The organism is Variovorax sp. Soil_C_12, assembly GCF_057657375.1.
The window spans coordinates 77,183-90,403 of sequence record NZ_JBDGIO010000005.1 but is presented as its reverse complement, the minus strand read 5'-3'; the positions used below and the strand labels follow the sequence as shown (position 1 = coordinate 90,403).

Sequence of the window (13,221 nt, the reverse complement as noted above, 5' to 3'; positions counted from 1 at the left end):
AGCACACGACCATGCAACGACGCACCTCCCTGTTGTCCCTTGCCGGCGCCGCCTGGATGGCACTGGCCGCCGTCGCGCCGGCGAATGCGCAGAACGCCGTGGAGAAGCAGCTTTCCAGCGACCGCTTCACCATCGTCTCACCGTTCCCGCCCGGCGGCCCGGTCGACACCCTGGCACGCGTGCTCTCCGAAGGCCTGGCCAAGCGCTACGGCCAGGCGGCGGTGGTCGAGAACATGCCGGGCGCGGCCGGCAACATCGGCATCGACAAGGTCAAGCGCGCGAAGGGCGACGGTCACACGCTGCTGGTGGTGCCTGCCGGCAACCTGACGATCAACCCGACGCTGATGCCGAACTTCCCCTTCGACATCCAGAAGGACTTCGTGCCCGTCACCATGCTGGCCAAGGCGCCCAACGTGCTGGTGGCCGCGCCCTCGGCCGGCATCAAGACGGCCAAGGAACTGGTGGCCCAGGCCAAGGCCAAGCCGGGCACGCTGTCCTATGCCTCGCCGGGCGTGGGCAGCGGCCTGCATCTGGCCGGCGAGCTCTTCAAGCAGCAGGCCGGTGTCGATCTGCTGCATGTGCCCTACAAGGGCACGGCGCCCGCGCTCAACGACGTGCTGGGTGGCGTGGTGCCGCTGATGTTCAGCAACCTGCCCGCCACGCTGCCCTTCCTCAAGAACGGCAAGCTGGTCGCGCTGGCCGTGACCGAGGCCCAGCGCAGCCCGGCCGCACCCGAGATCCCGACGCTGGCGGAGCAGGGCATCCAGGGCGTGACCGTGACCTCATGGTATGGCCTGCTGGCGCCCGCCGGCACGCCGCCGGCCGTGGCCGAGCAACTGGCCAAGGATGCGGCGCAGTTCCTGGCCCAGCCCGAGGTGCGCGAGCGCCTGAAGGCCCAGGGCATGACCGAAGCCACCATGAAGCCGGGCGAGTTCGCCGTCTACATGCGCGACGAGACCGCCATGTGGGCCCGGATCATCAAGGCCCGCAACATCGTGGCCGAATAGAACAACGAAGGACAGAGACAAGAATGGAAACCAGCCAATCCACCATCGGCATCGTCGGCGCGGGCATCGGCGGCCTGGCCGCGGCCATCGCCCTGCGGCGCGCGGGCCACGAGGTCGTCGTGTTCGAGCAGGCGAAGCAGTTCGCCCGCGTCGGTGCCGATATCACCAAGTGGTGGGGGCCGAATCCGCAGAGCCAGATCGTCACCTTTCCGCTCAACCGCGGCAAGGACATCTTCATCTTCGCGACCACGCCGCAGGACAGCTGGCAGCTCGAATCCTGGACGGCGCCCGGCAGCGTGGACGAACTGCGCGAGCAGTACGTCGCCTACCACCCCGAGGCGCGCGCGCTGCTCGAGGCCTGCGACACCGTGCTCAAGACCGCGCTGTACGAACGCGACCCGATGCCGGCCTGGGCCGCGGGCCGCATGGCGCTGCTGGGCGACGCCGCGCATCCGATGCTGCCCTTCATGGCGCAGGGCGCGGGCATGGCCATCGAGGATGCGGTCGTGCTGGCCCGCCATCTCGAAGGCGTGGCGATGCGCGACGTCGCCGGCGCGCTGCAGCGCTACGAGCGCGCGCGCATCGAGCGCACGAGCCAGATCCAACTGGGCTCGCGCGGCAACAACTGGCTGCGCGAAGGCGGCAATGCGGACTGGGTCTACGGCTACGACGCCTGGGCCGCGCCGCTTGCCGCCGCTGCCTGACAAACCCAACCCTTCCCACGGAGGCCACGATGCAACAAGACCGTTACCTGCAACCCCACCAGGCGCGCCAGCGCCCCGCCACCACCTACGAAGACCTGCTCGGCGATGCGATCGAGCGCGCCTTCGGCGACGGCGTCCACGACCTCGCCGGCCTGGTCGAACGGCTCAACGACAGCGGCCTGGCCACGCCCGGCGGCCAGCGCTGGACCGAAGACCTGTACCGCCAAGAGATGGCCAAGCTCGGCGCCTGAGGAGAACACACCATGACCACCATCGCCATCCAACCCGTCGCGCAAGACCCGGTGGACCAGCTGCTCGAGATCGGGCTGAAGGACCTCTGGTATCCGATCTGCCCCTCCCATTTCATCGGCGAGAACCCCATTTCGCTGCGCCGCCTGGGCCGCAAGCTCGCGCTGTGGCGCGACGGCGAAGGCAAGCTGCACGCGCTGGAGGACCGCTGCCCGCACCGCGGCGCGCCGCTGTCGCAGGGCGTGATCCTGGGCGACCGCCTGTCCTGCCCCTACCACGGCGTCGAGGTGCGCCATGACGGCGTCGTGACGCGCGTGCCCGGCAGCCCCGGCTGCAAGCTCGAGGGCTCGCAGGCCACGCGCCACTTCCACGTGGAAGAGCGCGCCGGCGCGGTGTTCCTCTACAACTCGAAGGAATCGGTCGACGTGCCGCCGCCGCTGGTGCTGCCGGAGCAGCTCACGGACGACACGCAGTACGCGTCCTTCCTCTGCTACACCGAATGGAAGGGCGACTACCGCTACGTGCTGGACAACGTGATGGACCCGATGCACGGGACCTTCCTGCACAAGCAGTCGCACTCGATGGCCGAGGGCGATTCGCAGGCCAAGTTCGGCGTTCGCCCGACCGACCACGGCTTCGTGTTCGAGAAGGAAGGCCAGCGCAACGTCAACTTCGACTGGACCGAATGGGCCGACACCGGCCTCCACTGGATGCGGCTGGAGATCCCGTACCCGCGCACCGGCGGCCCCGGCGGCAACTTCATCATCGTCGGCGCCTTCGCGCCCATGACCAAGGGCATGACCGCGACCTTCTTCTGGCGCGTGCGCAAGCTGGCGCCGGGCTGGGAGCGCGACACCTGGCGCTTCCTGTACAAGAACCGGCTGGAAGCGCGCCACTGGCATGTGCTGGAGCAGGACCGCGTGATGCTGGAGGACATGGAGCCCGATGCCAACCAGCACGAGAACCTGTACCAGCATGACCTGGGCATCGTGCGCCTGCGCCGCCACATGCGCAACCTGGCGCAGGCGCAGCTGGAGCAGGCCGCGGCCTGAGCTTTTTCCTGGTTTTGTCGAGGTCCACGCCCATGTCTTCCCCCACGCTCAACGCGCTCGTGCACACCATGCGCTACGAGGCCGAGGGCATCGTCAGCGTCGAATTCCGCCCGGCTTCGCCGGAGGTGGATTTCCCCGCCTTCGAAGCCGGCTCGCACATCGATCTGCATCTGCCCAACGGGCTGGTGCGCAGCTACTCGCTGTGCAACCCGGCCAGCGACCGCCAGCGCTACGTGGTCGGCGTGGCCAACGACCGCAAGAGCCGCGGCGGCTCGCGCTACGTGCACCAGCAATTGCGCGTGGGCATGACGCTGCCGATCTCGGCGCCGCGCAACAACTTTCACCTGGAGGAGAGGGCCGAGCGCTCGGTGCTGGTGGCCGGCGGTATCGGCGTGACGCCCATCTGGTGCATGCTGCAGCGTCTGGTCTCCATCGGCAAGCCGGTGGAGATGATCTACTGCGCGCGCACCCGCAAGGAGGCGGCCTTCTGCGACGCTATCGAGGCGCTGGCGCGCGAGAACCAGGTCGCGCTGACCTGGCATTTCGATGCCGACAAGGGCGCGCCGCCCGATCTCGCGGCGATGCTGGGCGGCAAGAGCGCGGGCAGTCATTTCTATTGCTGCGGCCCCGCGCCCATGCTCGACGCCTTCGAGAAGACCTGCGAGCAGCTGGGCTACGCGAATGCGCACGTCGAGCGTTTCGCTGCCGCCCACGTGGAGGCGCCCAGCGCCACCGAGGCCTACGTGGTCGAGTGCGCGAAGAGCGGCAAGAGCGTGGAAGTGCCGCCGGGCAAGTCCATCCTCGACAGCCTGATCGACGCCGGCCTTAACCCGGACCACAGCTGCAAGGAAGGCGTGTGCGGCGCCTGCGAGACGAAGATCGTCTCGGCGGGCGAGATCGAGCACCGCGACGGCATCCTCACCAAGGCCGAACGGGCCGCCAACAAGACCATGATGATCTGCGTCTCGCAGTGCCGTCGTGGGCCGCTGGTGCTGGACATCTAGCTTCCCAACTCCCTCTCTCGAAAAATCCAATGAAAAAGTCTTTTGTGGCCGCGGCCGCATGCGTGGCTGCGGCCGGCGCCTGTGCGCAATCTTCCTCCGTGCAACTCTTCGGCGTCCTCGATGCCGCCGTCACCTATACCACCGGGTCGGGCTACGGCTCCACGCACAAATGGCAGCTGACCAACAGCGGCAACACCTTCAGCCGGCTGGGCTTTCGCGGCAGCGAGGACCTCGGCGGCGGCCTGGCCGCCAGCTTCTGGCTCGAGGCCGGGCTGCAGAACGACAACGGCACGGGCTTCAACTCGAACACCAACAACCAGGCCAGCGGCGCGGCCGGTCCCGGCGTTCTGAGCTTCAACCGGCGCTCCACGGTGAGCTTCTCCGGTGGCTTCGGCGAGCTGCGGCTGGGGCGCGACTACACGCCGACCTTCTGGAACACGGCGCTCTACGACCCCTTCGGCACCGGCGGCGGCATCGGCGCCAACCAGCTGTACTTCTCGGGCCTGGGCGGCCTCACCGCGCCGACGGGCACGCGCGCGTCGAACAGCATCGGCTACTTCCTGCCGCCGAACCTGGGCGGCTTCTACGGGCAGGTGATGGTTGCAATGGGCGAGAACGACAACCGCTCCGTGCTGCCGGGCACGCTGCTCTCGAACAAGGACGACGGCGACTATGCGGGCATTCGCGTGGGCTACCTCCGCGGCCCGTTCAACGTGACGCTCGCCACCGGCAAGACCCGCTACGCCACCGGCGATCTGCGGGTGTCGAACATCGGCGCCTCCTATGTCTTCGAATCGCTGATGAGCCTCCGGCTGATGGGCGAGGTCTACAGCGAATCGCTGGGCGCGGTCGACGGCAAGGGCGCGCTGCTGGGCTTCATCCTCCCGGTCGGCGTGGGCGAGATCAAAGCCTCGTATGCGCGCTACAAGCGCGAGCCCATCGGCAATGTGCCCGAGCCGACGACGTCGAAGCTGGCACTGGGCTATGTCTACAACCTGTCGAAGCGCACGGCGCTCTACGGCACCCTGGCCTATCTGCGCAACCGCAATGGCGCGACGCAGGCGCTCGCCGGTTCGATCACGACGCCTAACGGCTCCTCGAAGGGCACCGAGTTCGGCATGCGCCACACCTTCTAGGTGCGACCCTGCGCGTTCAGTCGAGGTAGTCGAGGAAGAGGGGAATCACGTCCTGGAGGAAGGCGACTTCCTCTTCGGCGATGCTGCGCGGCTCCACGTCGAAGTGGATGAAGCTGCCGTAGAGCGTCCCGTCATCGCGCCTCAAGACGCGGCCGTAGTAGGACTCGACGAGGCCATCGTAGGGGCTCACCAGGCCCTGGTCCCTCGATGCGTGGTGGGTCACGAACTCGCCCTCGCGGATGGCGAACTCGCAGAAGCTCTTGTCCAGCGGCACTGCCTTGAGCCAGCTGCGGTATTCGGAGCCGCGATCGAAGACGTGGACGGCTTCCATGGTTTCGCCGGTCAGCTTGTAGATGGCCGTGTAGCGGTATGGCGTCCGGTCGTTGAGCAGGGCCAGCGCGGGACGAATTCCGTGCTTGGCAAGAACACTGCGAACTGCCGCCGTCTGGGCGGGCAAGTCGATCTCGTGCATGAGGATCCGAGGGGTGGGCGAGGGCAGGTTTGACGCGGAAGGTTGACGGGAATTCTAGGAAGGGCTCGCCACCGGCAACTGACTTCGACAGCAATCTCCGCGACCGAGTGGGGCGATTGAGTGTTGCCATCCTCAGGTCACCGCATGCGCTGACGATGCAGCGGCGCTCTGCGCGACACGCCATGAGGACCAAAGGCCTACATGCGCGAAGCGGGTCGTTCGTTCATCTGGAATCGACACCGGATCGCGCCCCGCACAGCCCATCCACCAGGGCCCGCATGCGCTCCCAGTGCGAGCCTTCCCAGAACACGCCCCGGCACACGTCGCAGGTGCTGAAGCGCTGGTAGCGCTCGCGCACCGACGGCGGCAACGCGGCGGCGACCTGCGCCTTGTCGATCCCGCGCAAGGGCGCGTTGCAGTTCAGGCACAACGTGAAAGGCCGCGCGCTGCGCGCCAGGTCGAGCCGGTCGAAGATCTCGCGCAACTGCTGCGCCGAATGCAGGGCATGCACGTAGCAGCCGTGCGTGATCCCGCGGCGCTTGAGCAGCTCGCGGTCCCGCGTGAGCGCGATGCGTTCCTGCGTGCCGGCGATGCGCTCGATCTCGTCGTCCTGGAAATGGTTGTCGTACAGGGTGTCGAAGCCGGTCATGCGCAGCAGCCGGGCGAGCCCGCCCAGGTGCGCATCGGCGACGAAGCGCGTGCAGCGCAAGGCCTGGGCGCGAACGCGCAGCAGCGGCGTGACGTCGAGCGCTTCGAACTTCGGGTAGACGGCCACGCGGTCGCCTTCCCGCAGCACGGCGCCGAAGCCGGCCGATTCGCCGTTGAGCAGCACCAGCTCGACCTCGGTATGGGGCACGCCGAGGGCCTCGATCATGTGCTTGGTGGTCGCCCGGCGCGCGCAGGGGCAGGAGAACGCGCGCCTGCGCCGCTCCGGCGCCAGGAAGTCGTTCAGCTCCTCGTAGAAGCGGAAGGTCGCCGTGACCATGACGGCACCGCCGCCGCGGCTGTCCTCAATGCATCGGCGACTTGCTGAAGCTCCCGTGCGGCTGGGCGCGCATCAGCTCGTGGAACTGGTCGTGCGACATCCGCAGCAGCTGCGCGTGGTCGCCGACCTCCATGTAGACGACCTCGTTGCTTTCGAGCTCGTCGTCGACGAGGGTCGGGATGCCCCAGGCCATGCCGATCGGCGGCACCGCGCCGCGCTCGCAGTCCTGGAACAGCGCGGCGATGCGATCCTCGTCGGCCAGCCGCAGCCGGTAGCGGCCGGCCAGGCGGGAAAACTCGCCCACCATCAGGACCCGGTCGGCGGGCAGAACGGCCATCACGCAGCCGTCGTCGTCCTGGAGGATGACCGATTTAGCCAGCTGGCTCGCGGGAACATGGGCGCTGCGCGCCGTCTCCGCGCTGCTGCGGCTGTGCTCATGCGTGCAGATCTCGTACCGCGCGCCGCGCTGGTCGAGGTAGCTGGTCAGATGCGAGGGGAGGGACATGGCATCTCCTTGTGCGAAGTCGCCGGCCCGGTCCGACCGGCCCAGGCCGAGCAGGCAGTTTGCGCCGGAGGCCGGCCGATCGCAAGGGTCGCCCTGCACGGTCGACAGGCGCGCCGGATCAAGGCGTCAGCAAGCCTTGCCCGGTCGTTGCGATCAAGTCTGCCCGCAGGTCCGCAGGGGCGGGCAGCGACTCGACCACCACTTCGACATAGTCCTCCTCGGCGATGAGGCGGGCGTTGCATTCGCCGATCGTGAAGGTATCGCCGCTGGCCAGGGCCCTGGCATGGACTTTTCGGCCGTTGTGGTACAGGCCGTTCCTGCTCCAAAGGTCCTTGAGGATGAGGAAGGGCCCCGCAGCATCGATGACGGCGTGGAAACGGCTCACTCGGGCATCGTCGAGGACGACGTCATTGGATGGCGCACGCCCCACCGTCGCTCGCGGCAGCTTCAGCGCCACCACGTCGGCTCGTCCGTTGGGTCCTTCGATCAGGAGTCTGGGCATGACACATTTTTTAACCCGCCCGCAAGACGTTGTACGTAAGAAAAAAGCCCTACACGTTGCCGATATCAGGAAGGCCGCGCCGCCACTGTCTGCCGCCGGTACAGCGCCAGCGTCGCCACCAGCCCGCACAGCGCCGCCATGCTGATCCAGTAGGCCGGCGCAGCCTTGTCCGCCGTGGCCTGGATCAGCCAGGTCGATACGGCCGGCGTGAAGCCGCCGAAGAGCGCGGTGGCCAGGCTGTAGGCCAGCGAGAAACCGACCACGCGCACCTGTACCGGCATCACCTCGGTGAGCGCGACCACCATCGCGCCGTTGTACATGCCGAACAGGAAGGAGAACCAGAGCAGCACATCCAGCATGCGGCCGAAGCTGGGCGCCGCGGCCAGCCACGACATCGCCGGGTAGGCCGTGAGGATGGCCAGCACGGTCATGGCGATCAGCAGGGGCTTGCGGCCGATGCGGTCGGAGATCGCGCCGCCCACCGGCAGCCAGATGAAGTTGGAGACGGCCACCAGCAGCGTGACGACCAGGCTGTCCTTCGCGCTCAGGTGCAGCACGGTGCGGCCGAAGGTGGGCGTGTAGACGGTGATCAGGTAGAAGGTCGCGGTGGTCATCGCCACCAGCAGCATGCCCGCCAGCACGATGCGCCAGTTCTGCCGCATCGACGCCGCCACTTCGCGCGTGGTCGGATGGTGCGCGCGGGCGCGGAAGGCCTCGGTCTCCTGCAGCGAGCGGCGCAGCAGGAAGATGCAGGGAATGATCATGCAGCCGACGAAGAAGGGGATGCGCCAGCCCCAGGCGCCCAGTTCCTCAGGACTCAAAAGCTCGTTGAGCGCGAAGCCCAGCGCAGCGGCCAGCACGATCGCCACCTGCTGGCTGGCCGACTGCCAGGCCGTGTAGAAGCCCTTGCGGCCGGGCGTGGCCATCTCCGACAGGTAGACCGAGACGCCGCCCAGCTCGGCGCCGGCGGAGAAGCCCTGCAGCAGCCGGCCGAGCAGCACCAGCGCGGGCGCGAGCAGGCCGATCGAGGCATAGCCCGGCACGAAGGCGATCAGCACCGTGCCGCTGGCCATGATCGAGAGCGTGACGATCAGGCCCTTGCGGCGGCCGACCTCGTCGATGTAGGCGCCGAGCACGATGGCGCCCAGTGGCCGCATCAGGAAGCCGGCGCCGAAGACCGCGAAGGTCAGCATCAGCGAGGCGAAGTCGCTGCTCGTGGGGAAGAAGGCGTGGGCGATCGAGGTCGCGTAGAAGCCGAAGAGGAAGAAGTCGAACTGCTCGAGGAAGTTGCCGCTCGTGACGCGCAGCACGGCGCCGAGCTTGGAGCTTGGCGCAGGCGCGGGTGCGCCGTCGGCCAGGATGGCTGAACTCATGGGGGATCTCCAGTGGTGTATGAGGTTTTGCGGAGAAAGGAAACGGCCAGGGTCCGCAGACCCTATCTCAGGCGTGCTTGCGGCACCCTGACCAGCAGCTGAATTCGTGCCCGGTCAGGCGACGAATTTGCAGAGCGATGCGACCGTGCGCGTGTCCATGTTGCGGCCGCGGTTGAGGTGGTCGTCGATCTCGGCGGCGCAGCCGAGCATGCGCGGGTACAGGAAGATCGTGAACGCGGCCGTTTCGAGATCGCGCTCGCCGATCTCGCCGGACTGCAGCGGCTTCCACAGCATCTTGAGCAGCAGGGCGGCGATCACTGCATCGACGTTCACGCAGTAGACGTTGCGCGAGACGCCGGCATCGAAAAGCTGCTGCACCAGCGCACGGTAGAAATCGTGGAACACGTTGTGGTCGCCGCGCGACTCGCGCAGCTTCGCGATGAAGACCTCGCGCGGGTCGAGGTTGACCGGCTTGTCCTTGAAGACCGGGTGGTTCACCCCCGGCAGCTTGGCGATGTCCAGGCTGCCTGCGCTCTTCTTGCGGGTCTTGTACTGCGCGTACTGGTCGACCGCCTTCGCGGCGAGCGCCTTGAGATCCACGCCGTGCTCCGGGGCGCCCGGATCGTCCAGCCCGCTGTCCTTGAACTGCTCGATCAGGTAGGCGATGCCCTCATAGCCGTTGCCGCCGTGCGCATACCCGGTGTGCGTGAGGAAGCCGACCAGCGCCTTGTTGAGCTGGACCCGCTCGGGCTGCTCGGGGCCGTCTGCCGAGACCGCGCCCTTGGCGCCCTGGGCCGAGATGGCGCCGGGCCCGTTGGTCAGCAGCAGGCCGACCAGGGTCTGGAAGGCGAACAGGTCGTTCTCGCCCGGCGTGCGGCCGAGGAGGGCGGCGAAGGCGATCTCGCCGAGGCTTGCGCTCTCGAGCATCTGCTTTTGCGCAATGCCGCAGAAGCCCTCGGGCGCGTGCCGCACGGCATCGGCCGAGGCACCGATCAGCGTGCCGAAGAGCTGCAGCCACCAGGGGAAATTCTGCGCCGTGAGCAGCGAGATGCGCTTGCGCGACAGCGGCCCCCAGGCCAGGGTGGCCGAGACCGCGGCCAGCACCGCCGCCTCGGTCGGATGGCCGGGGAGGCTCTGCAGCCAGCGCAGGAACACCGAGCGGCCGCCGCGCGCCTGCACGCCGGCCAGCAGGGCCTGGGCACGGGCGTCGGGCGTGTCGGTCGTGAGCGCGGGCGCACCCTTGGTGTCGATCTGCGCGATGTCGAAGCTGTCGCTGAGCGAGGCGCCGAACTCGTTGCCGAGGCCCGCGGCATGGAAGCGCTCGAGCATGAAGCCCAGCGCCTCGCGCGCGGCCTGCTGGCGCTTCGGCCCGACGATGGCGGCCGCCGCGGCCAGCACCGAATTGGGCGCGTTGCCGGCCTCGCGGCTGGCCTGCGCCGCCGCGAGCTCGGGCCGGCCATGCAGGTTGATGTGGGCCGCGACCGCGGGTGCGATCAGCTTGCGGTCGTTCTCGCCGCCGGCATCGTGCAGCAGCGCCAATGCGACGTTCGATTCCAGCGAGAGCGTGGCCGCATCCAGCATGCTGGTGCCGTGCAGGCTGCTGACCTGCGTTTTCGCGTCCATCTGCGAGGCGCCCGAGGCGTCCTTCATCGTCTGGCGCGGCACCACGCCGCCGATCTGGGTGTTGAGCAGCGCCACCTGCTCGCCGTAAGGGGCAAGCGCCTGTACCACCGCCGGGCGCAGCTCTTCCGGCAGGTCCAGGCCTTCGTCGGAACCGAACCAGGGCTTGAGCGCCAGCGTGCCCTCGGGCGCGAAGTCGGGGAGGGTGGCGTTGGCGCGCATCACCGCCGTCAGCGCGGCCGGGATATGGGCGATGTTGGTGACCAGCGCGCCCTTGGCCGAGAACACCGGGTTGTCGGGCGTGAAGATCCCGTCGACGCCGAACTTCTCCATGAACCAGCGTTCCTTGGCCAGCGCGTCGTCGGAGCCGCCGGCCATCGCGCCGGCATGGCCGACCGCGCGCGTGAGCTTGCTCTTCCAGCGGCCCACCACGCAGGCCACCACCGGCTTGTTGAACTTCGCGTCGAGCTCGTAGTAGCCACCGGGCTCGCAGTACAGCACCGCGGCCTTGCTGCGCGCATCGTTGGCGAGCGCGAAGGCGAACTCGGGCGCGGCATAGTGGATGTAGACGTCCTTGCCCGAGGAGATCACGGTGGTGGTGCCCCAGCCCGCCATGCGCAGGTACTGCGCGATGGTGGTGGAGAAGCCGCCCGAGTTGGAGAAGATCGCGATCGAGCCCGGCCGCAGCGAGTCGCCGGGCTTGTCGCCGCCCAGGGCGCCGCCGACGCGCACCTGGTTCCACGAGTCGGCCACGCCCAGCCCGTTGGCGCCGAAGATGTCGATGCCGTTTTGCTGGCCCATGGCGCGGATCTCGCGCGCGTCGTGCACGGCGATCTTCTCGGTGATGATGAAGATCTTGCGCAGCTCCGGATTCACGCGGATCAGTTCGGCCACGCCGTCGCGCGCGGCCGAGGGCGGCAGGTACACCACGCCGCAGTTGAAGCGGTGGCCCGCGGCCAGCCCGTCGCGCACGTTGTTGAACACCGGAATGTCGCCGATGGGCGTCTCCAGCACCGCGCCGCCCTTGCCGGGCGCGGTGCCGAAGACCACGTTGCCGCCCGAGTAGGCGTGGCTCACCGGCGTGACCTCGCTCGATTCACCGCCCAGGATGTTGAGCACGCAGACGCGGTCCTCGCGCGAGGCGACCTGCGTGAGCGAGCTGATGCCGACGTAGTACTTGAAGTCGCCCACGCCTGTCTTCTGCCAGCTGGATTGCATGATTCTTTTCTCCCTTTCAAGCGGCCGCGGGGGCCTGGATGCCGAGGCGCGCGGCGACCTGCTCGCGTCCGCCGTCCTTCATCCACGCGTTGATCTTGCGGGCGAACTGGATCACCTCGCTCATGTCGGAGTCGAAGCCGAAGAGGCGATAGGGCAGGCCCAGCGCATCGCAGGTGTCGCGCAGCGCGCCCATGCCGCGCACCAGGTTCGGCCCGCCGCGGCCCACCACCACATAGAGCGGCGTGGGCCCGTGCTGGCTGAAGTGCTCGCGCAGCGCGTCGGCCATGGCGCGCAGGGTCTCGAAGATGTCGGTGTTGTTGCTCTTGCCGCCGATGATGAAGAGCACGTTGGCCTGCTTGAGCCAGTGCTTGAAGCAGATGCGCGCCACTTCCTTCATCTTCTCGTAGGGCGGATTGCCGCCGAAGTCGGAGCTGATGATGGCGTCGTCACCCAGCATCTCCGTCACCAGCGAATTGGCGCCGCCGCCGAAGGTGGGGGCGAGCACGGTGCCCTTGTCGTTGATCACGTAGACGTCGCTCTGGCCCTGGTGGGTGCGCAGGGTGTTGATCTCCTGCTCGAAGTCGGAGTAGTCGGCCGCAAACAGGTGCGGCGGCAGGCCCAGGCGCAGCCAGCGCGGGTCGTCGCGGTCGAAGCCGCACTTGAAGTCGCAGGCCACCGGCGTGAGCCGGCCCTTCTTGTCCTCGCGCATGCGGATCGGGTTGAGCTCCAGCGTGGTCATGCCGAAGTCGTGGAACAGCTCCCACAGCTTGGGCAGCTGCTGCACCAGCGGCGAGATGATTTCCTTGGGCGCGCCGATCTCGGTCAGCGCGTTGGCCACCACGAAGGCCTTGAGGCCGGTGAGCGGATCGAAGGGGACCGTGGCGACCTGCGTCTTGTCGAGCTCCTCGATGTCCATGCCGCCCATGTGCGTGAGCGTCATGGTCGGCGCACGGAAGCGCGTGGAGTCGCTGATCGAAAAGTAGACCTCGTGCTTGGCGGGCACGCCGGCCTCGAAGGTCACGCCGTTGGCCTTGGCCTTGACGTGGCCGACCTGGTGCTCGGCGAAGTAGAGGCGCTCCTTCTCGGCCAGCGCGGTCTTCAGGTCGCTGGCGCGGCCCAGCAGTCCGGCCTTGCCCTTCTTGCCGATGCCGCCCTTGAAGACCGGCTTGATGAAGATGAGCCCGTATTTGTCGATGAGCGCCTTGATGTCCTCTTCGCTGGCCGCGGGGCCCAGCACCTCGGTGGCCGGAAAGCCCACGAAGTGCAGCAGGCGTGCGCCGTGCAACATGCCCGTGATCTGCATGGTCGATGTCTCCTGGTGGTGCGCGAACTGCGCCGTGGGTCGCCCGCGTGCCGGGTGGCCTCGGAGAAATCGTAGAAATCGAAGCTGTCGA

The 13,221-nt window shown here is 68.0% G+C and carries 13 protein-coding genes; 6 read left to right on the top strand and 7 right to left on the bottom strand.

Features of this window, described 5'->3' with window-relative positions:
- Positions 1–11: 11 nt before the first annotated feature.
- From AC3A6X_RS15100 to AC3A6X_RS15075, 6 genes are read left to right on the top strand one after another with little or no spacing between them, the layout of a single operon-like run.
- Complete coding sequence (locus tag AC3A6X_RS15100) at positions 12–1,007, top strand: Bug family tripartite tricarboxylate transporter substrate binding protein (protein WP_487842951.1); 996 nt, start codon at positions 12–14, stop codon at positions 1,005–1,007.
- 23 nt (positions 1,008–1,030) lie between these two features.
- Entirely contained in the window at positions 1,031–1,711 is a 681-nt protein-coding gene (locus tag AC3A6X_RS15095) for an FAD-dependent monooxygenase (RefSeq protein ID WP_487842950.1), read from the top strand.
- A gap of 29 nt (positions 1,712–1,740) precedes the next feature.
- Complete coding sequence (locus AC3A6X_RS15090) at positions 1,741–1,962, top strand: recombinase-like helix-turn-helix domain-containing protein (RefSeq protein ID WP_106554704.1); 222 nt, start codon at positions 1,741–1,743, stop codon at positions 1,960–1,962.
- A 12-nt stretch (positions 1,963–1,974) separates the two neighbouring features.
- Positions 1,975–3,012 (top strand): Rieske 2Fe-2S domain-containing protein, encoded by a 1,038-nt coding sequence (locus AC3A6X_RS15085; protein ID WP_487842949.1) that lies wholly within the window; start codon positions 1,975–1,977, stop codon positions 3,010–3,012.
- 32 nt (positions 3,013–3,044) lie between these two features.
- Positions 3,045–4,016, top strand: a complete 972-nt coding sequence (locus AC3A6X_RS15080; protein ID WP_487842948.1) for a PDR/VanB family oxidoreductase — start codon at positions 3,045–3,047, stop codon at positions 4,014–4,016.
- A gap of 29 nt (positions 4,017–4,045) precedes the next feature.
- A complete protein-coding gene (locus AC3A6X_RS15075) occupies positions 4,046–5,152 on the top strand; it encodes a porin (RefSeq protein ID WP_487842947.1) in 1,107 nt (368 codons plus the stop codon).
- Positions 5,153–5,168: 16 nt separating this feature from the next.
- On the opposite strand, the gene AC3A6X_RS15070 is transcribed toward AC3A6X_RS15075, so the two are convergent.
- The 7 genes from AC3A6X_RS15070 to AC3A6X_RS15040 all read right to left on the bottom strand — a co-directional run bounded on the left by AC3A6X_RS15070 (position 5,169) and on the right by AC3A6X_RS15040 (position 13,130).
- Entirely contained in the window at positions 5,169–5,624 is a 456-nt protein-coding gene (locus AC3A6X_RS15070; RefSeq protein ID WP_487842946.1) for a hypothetical protein, read from the bottom strand.
- 223 nt (positions 5,625–5,847) lie between these two features.
- A complete protein-coding gene (locus AC3A6X_RS15065) occupies positions 5,848–6,609 on the bottom strand; it encodes a Mut7-C RNAse domain-containing protein (RefSeq protein ID WP_487842945.1) in 762 nt (253 codons plus the stop codon).
- 25 nt (positions 6,610–6,634) lie between these two features.
- Positions 6,635–7,114 (bottom strand): aminoacyl-tRNA deacylase, encoded by a 480-nt coding sequence (locus AC3A6X_RS15060; protein WP_487842944.1) that lies wholly within the window; start codon positions 7,112–7,114, stop codon positions 6,635–6,637.
- A 118-nt stretch (positions 7,115–7,232) separates the two neighbouring features.
- Complete coding sequence (locus AC3A6X_RS15055; protein ID WP_487842943.1) at positions 7,233–7,616, bottom strand: FHA domain-containing protein; 384 nt, start codon at positions 7,614–7,616, stop codon at positions 7,233–7,235.
- 65 nt (positions 7,617–7,681) lie between these two features.
- Positions 7,682–8,989 (bottom strand): tricarballylate/proton symporter TcuC, encoded by a 1,308-nt coding sequence (gene tcuC, locus AC3A6X_RS15050; RefSeq protein WP_487842942.1) that lies wholly within the window; start codon positions 8,987–8,989, stop codon positions 7,682–7,684.
- Between the two features lie 114 nt (positions 8,990–9,103).
- Complete coding sequence (locus tag AC3A6X_RS15045; RefSeq protein ID WP_487842941.1) at positions 9,104–11,827, bottom strand: CoA-binding protein; 2,724 nt, start codon at positions 11,825–11,827, stop codon at positions 9,104–9,106.
- A gap of 16 nt (positions 11,828–11,843) precedes the next feature.
- Positions 11,844–13,130 (bottom strand): ATP citrate lyase citrate-binding domain-containing protein, encoded by a 1,287-nt coding sequence (locus tag AC3A6X_RS15040; RefSeq protein ID WP_487842940.1) that lies wholly within the window; start codon positions 13,128–13,130, stop codon positions 11,844–11,846.
- Positions 13,131–13,221: the final 91 nt, after the last annotated feature.

What these genes read in the sequence shown, in the direction of transcription:
- AC3A6X_RS15100 (WP_487842951.1), top strand. Translation starts at nt 12, where the DNA reads ATGCAACGACGCACCTCCCTGTTGTCCCTTGCCGGCGCCGCCTGGATG.
- AC3A6X_RS15090 (WP_106554704.1), top strand. Translation starts at nt 1,741, where the DNA reads ATGCAACAAGACCGTTACCTGCAACCCCACCAGGCGCGCCAGCGCCCC.
- AC3A6X_RS15095 (WP_487842950.1), top strand. Translation starts at nt 1,031, where the DNA reads ATGGAAACCAGCCAATCCACCATCGGCATCGTCGGCGCGGGCATCGGC.
- AC3A6X_RS15040 (WP_487842940.1), bottom strand. Translation starts at nt 13,130, where the DNA reads ATGCAGATCACGGGCATGTTGCACGGCGCACGCCTGCTGCACTTCGTG.
- AC3A6X_RS15065 (WP_487842945.1), bottom strand. Translation starts at nt 6,609, where the DNA reads ATGGTCACGGCGACCTTCCGCTTCTACGAGGAGCTGAACGACTTCCTG.
- AC3A6X_RS15075 (WP_487842947.1), top strand. Translation starts at nt 4,046, where the DNA reads ATGAAAAAGTCTTTTGTGGCCGCGGCCGCATGCGTGGCTGCGGCCGGC.
- AC3A6X_RS15085 (WP_487842949.1), top strand. Translation starts at nt 1,975, where the DNA reads ATGACCACCATCGCCATCCAACCCGTCGCGCAAGACCCGGTGGACCAG.
- AC3A6X_RS15045 (WP_487842941.1), bottom strand. Translation starts at nt 11,827, where the DNA reads ATGCAATCCAGCTGGCAGAAGACAGGCGTGGGCGACTTCAAGTACTAC.
- tcuC (WP_487842942.1), bottom strand. Translation starts at nt 8,989, where the DNA reads ATGAGTTCAGCCATCCTGGCCGACGGCGCACCCGCGCCTGCGCCAAGC.
- AC3A6X_RS15070 (WP_487842946.1), bottom strand. Translation starts at nt 5,624, where the DNA reads ATGCACGAGATCGACTTGCCCGCCCAGACGGCGGCAGTTCGCAGTGTT.
- AC3A6X_RS15060 (WP_487842944.1), bottom strand. Translation starts at nt 7,114, where the DNA reads ATGTCCCTCCCCTCGCATCTGACCAGCTACCTCGACCAGCGCGGCGCG.
- AC3A6X_RS15055 (WP_487842943.1), bottom strand. Translation starts at nt 7,616, where the DNA reads ATGCCCAGACTCCTGATCGAAGGACCCAACGGACGAGCCGACGTGGTG.
- AC3A6X_RS15080 (WP_487842948.1), top strand. Translation starts at nt 3,045, where the DNA reads ATGTCTTCCCCCACGCTCAACGCGCTCGTGCACACCATGCGCTACGAG.